This is a genomic window from Microbispora sp. CSR-4, assembly GCF_008033685.1.
Lineage (GTDB): Bacteria > Actinomycetota > Actinomycetes > Streptosporangiales > Streptosporangiaceae > Microbispora.
This window is the reverse complement of sequence record NZ_VJVX01000113.1, coordinates 1-8,087: the sequence shown is the minus strand read 5'-3', so window position 1 is coordinate 8,087 and position 8,087 is coordinate 1. Positions and strand designations below refer to the sequence as shown.

At 70.8% G+C, this 8,087-nt stretch carries 5 protein-coding genes and 1 pseudogene; 5 read left to right on the top strand and 1 reads right to left on the bottom strand.

Annotated features, from left to right (window positions below):
- Positions 1–98: Clp protease N-terminal domain-containing protein (locus FLV34_RS43560; protein WP_131735922.1), on the bottom strand; the 98-nt coding region annotated here is incomplete at its 3' end.
- Between the two features lie 106 nt (positions 99–204).
- Between FLV34_RS43560 and FLV34_RS38290 the strand changes: the two genes are divergently transcribed.
- From FLV34_RS38290 to FLV34_RS40995, 5 genes and pseudogenes are all read left to right on the top strand, one after another.
- Positions 205–816 carry a TetR/AcrR family transcriptional regulator gene (locus tag FLV34_RS38290; protein ID WP_147945490.1) on the top strand — a complete coding sequence of 204 codons (612 nt, stop codon included), beginning with the start codon at positions 205–207 and terminating at the stop codon, positions 814–816.
- A 175-nt stretch (positions 817–991) separates the two neighbouring features.
- Complete coding sequence (gene pdhA / locus FLV34_RS38285; RefSeq protein WP_221889945.1) at positions 992–2,077, top strand: pyruvate dehydrogenase (acetyl-transferring) E1 component subunit alpha; 1,086 nt, start codon at positions 992–994, stop codon at positions 2,075–2,077.
- A gap of 20 nt (positions 2,078–2,097) precedes the next feature.
- The gene (locus tag FLV34_RS41000) at positions 2,098–2,259 is read left to right on the top strand and encodes a hypothetical protein (protein ID WP_187280854.1); all 162 of its coding nucleotides are present in this window, start codon (positions 2,098–2,100) and stop codon (positions 2,257–2,259) included.
- A gap of 144 nt (positions 2,260–2,403) precedes the next feature.
- Positions 2,404–7,152, top strand: coding sequence for a ThuA domain-containing protein (locus FLV34_RS43060; protein ID WP_147945489.1), 4,749 nt, complete (start codon positions 2,404–2,406; stop codon positions 7,150–7,152).
- A gap of 394 nt (positions 7,153–7,546) precedes the next feature.
- Positions 7,547–8,087 (top strand): annotated as a pseudogene (locus FLV34_RS40995) (hypothetical protein); the annotation flags it as partial.

Below are 8,087 nucleotides of genomic sequence, written 5' to 3'. Positions count from 1 at the left end.
ATGTGCTCAGTGCCGATGTAGTTGTGGTTGAGCATCCGAGCCTCTTCCTGGGCCAGGACGACAACCCGCCGCGCACGGTCGGTGAACCTCTCGAACATCAGCACTCCTCGCTGCGGCGTGACCTACAATCGGAGTCTCCACTTCGGTTACAGGCTATGAAGCGGCGAATCCGGATGTCAATCGAGGCGTGGGGAGAGCCGAGGGATGCCGAAGGACCAGCGCGTTCCCGAGCAGGACGCCTCCGGAACGCCGGCCAGGACACTGCGCGCCGACGCCCAGCGCAACCGTACCCGCATCCTGGAGGCCGCGGAGACCGTCTTCGCCGCCAAGGGCCCCTCCGCCTCGACCGAGGAGATCGCCCAGAAGGCCGGAGTCGGCATCGGGACCGTCTTCCGGCACTTCCCCACCAAGGAGTCCCTGCTCAAGGCGATCATGCACGCGGTCGCGGTCAGGCTGGCCGACGAGGCCCGGGCGCTCGCGGCCGAGGGCGATCCCGCCACCGCCTTCTTCGCCTTCTTCACCCGCACGGTCGAGCAGGCCGCGGAGCAGAAGACCGTCGTCGACCTGCTCGCCCAGGCCGGCATCCCGGTCACCGTCGCCAAGCCCGTGCTCGCGCTGCGCGAGGCCGTCGAGGTGCTCGTCGGCAAGGCCCAGCAGGCCGGTGCCGTACGGCCCGACGTACGGGTGCCGGAGATCATGGCCCTGCTCGTCGGCGTGTGCCAGGCGTCCCTGCACACGCCGTGGGAGCCCGATCTGCGGGCCCGTACGCTCGCGATCGTCTTCGCGGGCCTGCGCCCCGCCGACGCGACCGGCTGACCCCCGTCTCAAGGTGGTCACACAAAACCGCAGCTCATCGGCATGGCGGGCACGTCGTGTGAACCCTTGCACCTGACAACCGCAATGATTGGCTGCGCACGGTGCGGACGGACCCGTCGATGGGGAGGGGTCGGAGGCGCCGCGCAGCGGTCACCGCTGTCAGAGAGGAGACGACGTGCGGCGCCAGGACGAGGCCGAAGATCTGGTCCAGCTGCTCACGCCCGAAGGCGAGCGTGTCGCGCACCCCGAGTATGACCTGGACCTGTCGAAAAGCCAGTATCGGGGGCTGTACCGCGACATGGCCCTCGTACGCCGGATCGACCGGGAGGCCTTCGCTCTCCAGCGCCTCGGCGAGCTGGGAATGTGGATCCCCTGTCTGGGGCAGGAGGCCGCCCAGATCGGGTCGGGCCGGGCGCTCGCCCCGGACGACCACGTGTTCCCCTCCTATCGGGAGCACGGCGTCGCCTGGTGCCGGGGCATCCCCCCTCTCGACCTCATGGGCATGCTGCGCGGCACGACGAACGGCGGCTGGAACCCCCGGGAGACCCGCTTCCACCTCTACACGATCGTCCTCGGCGCGCAGACCCTGCACGCCGTGGGATACGCCATGGGGGTGCGCAGGGACGGCGACGACTCGGCCGTCGTGGCCTACTTCGGCGACGGCGCGGCGAGCGAGGGGGACGTCAGCGAGGCGTTCAACTTCGCGGCCGTGTTCGACGCGCCGGTGGTGTTCTTCTGCCAGAACAACCAGTGGGCCATCTCCCACCCGGTCGGCCGGCAGAGCAAGGCGCCGATCTACCAGCGCGCGCGGGGCTACGGCTTCCCCGGCGTACGAGTGGACGGCAACGACGTGCTGGCCTGCCTCGCCGTGACGAGGGCCGCCCTGCGGCACGTACGCTCCGGGGGCGGGCCGTTCCTCATCGAGGCGCACACCTATCGGATGGGCCCGCACACCACCTCCGACGACCCGGGCCGTTATCGGCCGGCCGAGGAGGTGGAGGAGTGGCGGCGGAAGGACCCGATCGCGCGCATGCGGGCCTACCTGCTGCGGGAGGGCATGGCCGACGAGGCGTTCTTCGCCGAGGTCGACGAGGAGGGCGACCGCCTGGCGCTCGAACTGCGCGACGGGGTCATCTCCATGCCGGATCCGCCGGTGGACGCCATCTTCGAGCACGTCTACTCCGACCGGCACGCGCTGGTCGAGGAGGAGCGCGCCTGGTACGCCGCCTACCTCGACCGCTTCGAGGAGCCCGGCGCCTGAGAACCGCAGGGGGCGATGACATGACCGACCCGCCCGTACGCCTGTTCCCCGGTCGTGACGGGGCGGAGCTCGCCTATCGCGAGATCGGGGACGGCCGTCCCCTCGTGCTGTCCACGGCTTCGCCGCCGACGGGCTCCAGTGGCTGCGTCCGGGTCCCGCGGCCGACTTTCGTCACGAACTAGCAAAAGTTACGTCGTTTCGCGCGAACTATCTTCACAACTCTCAAAAAGAAGCTTACCTTCGGGGCGAATCACCGCCAGAGCGGCGGGTTTGTGAAGCGCGCGCGTGCCGAACACGCGGGCCCTCGAAGGAAAGGAAGCTCCGCCATGCCCCCCAGGCGGCCGACCGATCGCGCCAGAAAACGGATCGCGCAGACCTGCGCCCTACTCCTGGCCTTCACGGGCGTGACCGTGCTCACCCCGGCCGCGCCCGCACAGGCGCACGCGGCGCCCATCGAGGCCGCCGACTACCAGCGCGTGGAGCTGGCCAAGGGCGTCGCCGAGATGGGCGAGCCGATGACGATGACCGTGCTGCCCGACCTGTCGGTGCTGCACACCGCGCGCGAGGGTGTCCTGCGGCGCACCGACGCGCGCGGCGACACGACCGTGGTCGGCACGCTGAACGTCTACACCCACGACGAGGAGGGGCTCCAGGGAGTCGCCGCCGACCCGGGCTTCGCGACAAACCGGTTCATCTACCTCTACTACGCGCCCCGGCTCGACACGCCTGACGGCGACGCTCCGGCCACCGCGTCGGACTTCTCCGCCTGGAAGGGCGTGAACCGGCTGTCCAGGTTCACCGTCAAGCCCGACTGGACGCTCGACAAGGACAGCGAGGTCAAGATCCTCGACGTGCCCGCCGACCGCGGCATCTGCTGCCACGTGGGCGGCGACATGGACTTCGACGCCGAAGGCAACCTCTATCTCTCGACCGGCGACGACAGCAACCCCTTCGACTCGTCCGGCTACGCCCCGATCGACGAGCGGCCCGACCGCAACCCCGCGTACGACGCCCAGCGCAGCGCGGGCAACACCAACGACCTGCGCGGCAAGATCCTGCGCATCAAGGTCAAGCCCGACGGGACCTACGACATCCCCGAGGGCAACCTGTTCCCGCCGGGCACTCCCGGCACGCGGCCCGAGATCTACGCCATGGGCTTCCGCAACCCGTTCCGGCTGAGCGTCGACAAGGCCACGGGCGTCGTCTACGTCGGCGACTACGGCCCCGACGCCGGCACCAGCGACCCCAACCGGGGGCCGAGCGGCCAGGTCGAGTTCAACCGGGTCACCCGGGCCGGCAACTACGGCTGGCCCTACTGCACGGGCACCAACACGCCGGCCGAGACCTACAACGCCTTCACGTTCCCCTCCGGCCCCTCCGGGGCGAAGTACGACTGCGCCGGCGGCCCGGTCAACGCCTCCCCGCGCAACACCGGGCAGCGTACGCTGCCGCCCGCCCAGCCCGCGTGGATCAGGTACGGCGGCGACGCCGGCTCGCCGCCCGAGTTCGGCAGCGGCTCCGAGTCGCCCATGGGCGGGCCGGTCTACCACTACGACCCCGCGCTCGACTCGGCGGTCAAGTTCCCGCAGGACCTGGACGGGCACCTGTTCGCGGGCGAGTTCGGCCGCCGGTGGATCAAGGCGATCGACGTGCAGGCCGACGGGACGCGCGGCGACATCGCCGACTTCCCGTGGACCGGCACGCAGATCATGGACCTGGCGTTCGGCCCGGACGGCGCGCTGTACGTGCTCGACTACGGCACCGGCTACTTCAACGGCGACGCCAACTCGGCGCTGTATCGCTTCGAGTACATCAAGGGCCGCGACCGCTCCCCCATCGCCGTGGCCAAGGCCGACAAGACCTCGGGCAAGACGCCCCTCACCGTCACCTTCTCCTCGGCCGGCTCCGCCGACCCCGAGGGAGCCGCGCTCACCTACTCCTGGGACTTCGGCGACGGCACCAGCTCCACCGAGGCGAACCCGGTCAAGACGTACGACGAGGACGGCACGTTCACCGCGACGCTGACCGTGCGCGACCCCGCGGGCAACAGCGGCAGCGCGAGCGTGGTCGTCACGGCGGGCAACACCGCGCCGACGGTGACCATCGAGACGCCCGTCGAGGGCAGCCTGTTCCAGTGGGGTGACTCTGTCCCGTTCACGATCAAGGTCACCGACCCTGAGGACGGCGACGTCGACTGCGCCAAGGTCAAGATGACGTACGTGCTCGGCCACGACAGCCACGGCCACCAGATCAGCTCCAAGAACGGATGCTCGGGCGAGCTGACCATCCCCGTGGACGGCGAGCACGACGACGCGGCGAACATCTTCGCCGTGTTCGACGCCGAATACACCGACAAGGGCGGGCTGACCACCCACGCCCAGCACATCCTGCAGCCGCGGCACCGCCAGGCCGAGCACTACACCGCCTCCCAGGGCGTCAACCCCATCAACAAGGCGCCGGCGCACGGCGGCAGGACCGTGGGCGACATCGACAACGGCGACTGGATCTCCTTCAAGCCCTACACGCTGACCACGGCCAAGGGGATCGCGGCCCGCGTCTCCTCCGGCGGGAGGGGCGGCACCATCGAGGTCCGCGCGGGCTCGCCGACCGGCACCCTGCTGGGCAAGGTGAGCGTGCCCGTCACCGGAAGCTGGGAGACGTTCACCGACGTCTCCGCGCCGCTCGCGAACGCCCCGGCCGGGACGACCGAGCTCTACCTCTACTTCAAGGGCAACGACGGGGCGCTGTTCGACGTGGACGACTTCACGCTGACGGCCGAACCGCCCACGGGCGGCAGCCCCGGACCGATCGTCAACGCCGGCGGCCTGTGCCTCGACGTCGCGAACGCCGACCCGGCCAACGGCACCAAGGTGCAGCTCTACCAGTGCAACGACACCGGCGCGCAGGTCTGGAGCGTCAACGGCTCCACGATCCGCTCGCTCGGCAAGTGCCTCGACGTGTCCAACGGCGGCACCGCCGACGGCACGCGGGTGCAGATCTGGGACTGCGTCGCGAACGTCCCCGCGCAGATCTGGACGATCGGGACGGACGGCACCATCAAGAACCCGCAGTCGGGCAAGTGCCTCGACGGCTCGAACACCGGGCAGATGGTCATCAAGACCTGTGACGGCAGCAACGCGCAGAAGTGGACGACCTCGACGGCCCCGGGCAGCGGCGAGGGCGAGGTCCTGGTCTTCTCCCGTACGGCCGGCTTCCGGCACGACTCCATCCCGGCCGGCATCCAGGCCATCAAGGACCTGGGCTTCAGGGTCACCGCGACCGAGGACCCGGCCGTCTTCACCACCCAGAACCTGGCGAAGTACAAGGCCGTGGTGTTCCTCAGCACCACGGGCGACGTACTGAACGACGCCCAGCAGGCGGCCTTCGAGTCGTACGTCAAGGCGGGCGGCGGCTACGCCGGCATCCACGCGGCGGCCGACACCGAATATGACTGGCCGTTCTACGGCGGCCTGGTCGGGGCGTGGTTCGCCTCGCACCCCGCCGTACAGCAGGCGACCGTGAAGGTGGAGGACCGGGCCCACCCGGCGACCGCCCACCTCGGGACGGCGTGGACCCGCACCGACGAGTGGTACGACTACCGCACCAACGCCCGCAGCACCGCCCACGTGCTGGCCACGCTGGACGAGAAGTCCTACTCCGGCGGGAAGATGGGCGAGGACCACCCGATCGCGTGGTGCAAGGAATATCAGGGCGGCCGGTCGTTCTACACGGGCGGCGGCCACACCGCGGCGTCCTTCTCCGAGCCGGCGTTCCGGCAGCACCTGCTCGGCGGCATCCGGTACGCCATGGGCGACCTCAAGGCCGACTGCCGTCCCGAGACCGGCTACACCACGCTCTACGACGGCGGCACCACCGGCTGGGAGCAGGCCGGGCCGGGCGGCTTCACCGAGACCGACGGCACGCTGACCTCGCACGGCGGCCTGGGGCTGTTCTGGTACAAGGCGAAGGAGTTCCACTCCTACTCGCTCAAGCTCGACTGGAAGATGAACGGCGACGACAACTCGGGCGTCTTCGTCGGCTTCCCCGCCTCGGACGACCCGTGGTCGGCCGTCGACAACGGCTACGAGATCCAGATCGACGCCACGGACGTGCCGGAGAAGACCACCGGGTCGGTCTACGGCTTCCAGTCGGCGGACCTCAAGGCCAGGGACGCCGCGCTCAACCCGCCCGGCCAGTGGAACACCTACGAGATCCGCGTGGAGGGCGAGCGCCTGCAAGTCTTCCTGAACGGCGTGAAGATCAACGACTTCGTCAACACCGATCCGGCGCGGTCCCTCCAGCAGGGCTACGTGGGCATCCAGAACCACGGCGACGGCGACGAGGTGTCGTTCCGGAACATCCGCATCAAGGAGCTCGGCCCGGCGACGGGCGACGTCACCGTCCAGGCCGAGAGCTGGACCGAGGCGAACGGCGTGGACACCTACCCGCACGCCCCCGCGCACGGCGGCACCGTGCTCGGCTATGTCAACCCCGGCGACTGGGCGGCGTACGACGGGATCGACCTGACCGGCGTCACCCGGTTCACGGCGCGGGTGGCCTCGCCCAACCCGAGCGGCGGCTTCGAGATCCGGACCGGTTCCCCGACCGGCCCCGTGCTCGGCACCGTCACCGTCCCCAACACCGGCGGCTGGGAGTCGTACGAGGACGTCTCCACGCCGCTCACGAACGTCCCCTCCGGGACGGCGAAGCTCTACCTGGTGTTCACCGGGGCCGACTTCGACGTGGACGACTTCACGCTCGTCCGCGACCCGAAGGACGGGCCGAAGGTCGAGCTGACCGTGACGGCCGAGTCCCGCTGCGTCGGCACCTCGGCGCACCTCGCCGTGACCGCCGTGAACGACGGTGACGTGCCCGCGACGGTCACGCTGACCACGCCGTACGGCGCCAAGACGGTGAGCGATGTGGCCCCGGGCAAGAAGGCCTACCAGTCCTTCAACACCCGGGCCGGGCAGATCGACGGCGGCTCGGTCACCGTGACCGGCACCGCCACGATCGACGGCACGGAGGTCACCTCGTCGTACGACGCGGCCTACACGGCGGCCACCTGCCGCTGACCGTACCGCTGAGCCGCACTGGCCGGCCGGTTTGCGGCCACCCGGGGTGCCCCGCGACGCGAGTCGCGGGGCACCCGCTTCGTTTCCGGCCGGATACTCCCGGCGCGGTAGCCGTACGCCGGACGGAGCAGGGCCGAGGTGCCTGTGGCCGGACAACGCGATGCGGGCACGGCCCGGCCTGACGTTGCGAGGCGTCAGCCAGCCTCGGAGGGAAGGCCCCGCATGGCCGCATCGCACACAGCGTCTCCGACTGGGCCACCCACCGGGTCACCCACCGGGTGCCACTGGGTCGCCCACCGGGTTAGCCGCAGCGCCCGCACCCGCCTTCGCCCGTCCGGCCGCCCCGGGTCACCCGAACGGCTGGATCGCCGACCTCGGCTTCGCCGTACTCACCGTGGTCGTCTTCGTCGCCGTCGCCCTCGCCGTCGCCCTCGCCCTCGCCCTCGCCCTCGCCCTCGCCCTCGCCCTCGCCCTCGCCCTCGCCCTCGCCCTCGCCCTCGCCCTCGCCCTCGCCACGGGAGTGTGCAACCCGTGGGACGGGGTCGTCCCCCTCGCGCTGGTCCTCGGTGCGCTCCTGCTCGTCCGGCGTCGATGGCCGATCGCCGTGCTGCTGCTGTCGGTCACCGCGGTCTTCGTCTATCACCTGGGGCATCCCTCCCCCGCCGGGTGGATCCGGCCCGGCGCGGTGGCGTACTTCACCGCAACCCGCGTCTCCCCACCCGCCCGCGACCCGACTGCCCGGCCAGGCGTCCCGGCCCGGCGCGGTGGCGCATTTCACCGCAACCCGCGTCTCCCCACCCGCCCGCGACCCGACTGCCCGGCACAGTGCTCCCGCCCGACCGCGACGTCCTCCGCGCACAGCGCCCCCGACGTCGCGTGTCGGGAGATCGCCGAGCGCCCGGCCGTCTGCCTGCCGACCGCCGACCGCCGACCGC